At 64.9% G+C, this 635-nt stretch carries 1 protein-coding gene; it reads left to right on the top strand.

The genetic code is table 11. From position 1 onward, the window contains the following. Positions 1 to 635: BID domain-containing protein (locus tag C3Y91_RS04355; RefSeq protein ID WP_168575076.1), on the top strand; the 635-nt coding region annotated here is incomplete at both ends.

The following is a 635-nucleotide window of genomic DNA, read 5'->3' as shown; positions in this document are numbered from 1 at the left end:
CGAGATTGGGAGGCGGCAAAGCAGCTTGCGCCGCAGCTGTTCAAAGACGCGCCAGCGGCAATGGGAGCCTTGCGCGGCCGCATCCTCGACGAGAACTGGGATCCGGTCGAACTCGCCAACCAACTCAGCGCTTCGCCCGAGACGATCGGTGCGCTCGCCGGCAAGACCGGCCTGTTCGGAGACAACGCCGAACGCAAACACGCGCTTTCAAGGATCGATGCGCTGGCCTCGCATGTTCGCCAATCCGCCAAGACCTGGCAGCGTCGCCTTGCGGCCGAATGCGGCTCGGAGCGATGGAAGCGAGAAAAGCAGGACGTGATCGAGGTTCTGGGGCCGAGCCGCCGGAGCGAGGCGCTGCTGCGCCAGCTCGACGATCTGCCCTATAGCGACAAGGCAAAGTTCGTCGAGCAACTGGCGGGGACGCCGGAGGGCCGTCGCGCGCTTGCCGAGGCGAAGGACATCGTTACTGCGATCGAAACGCGCTTCGGTCGCGCCGATCCCTCAGATCTCGCAGATCAGCTGAAGCGAATGGGTCCCGATCAGGCTGGGGACATCGAGCGGATCCGCCAGGTCGTCCGCCTTGCCGACCGCAGTCATCGTGCAGAACTCACGCAGCAGATGGAGTTGGAGCGCTC

Source organism: Rhizobium ruizarguesonis, assembly GCF_012349115.1.
Classification (GTDB): domain Bacteria; phylum Pseudomonadota; class Alphaproteobacteria; order Rhizobiales; family Rhizobiaceae; genus Rhizobium; species Rhizobium ruizarguesonis.
This window is presented reverse-complemented; position numbering and strand designations above follow the sequence as displayed.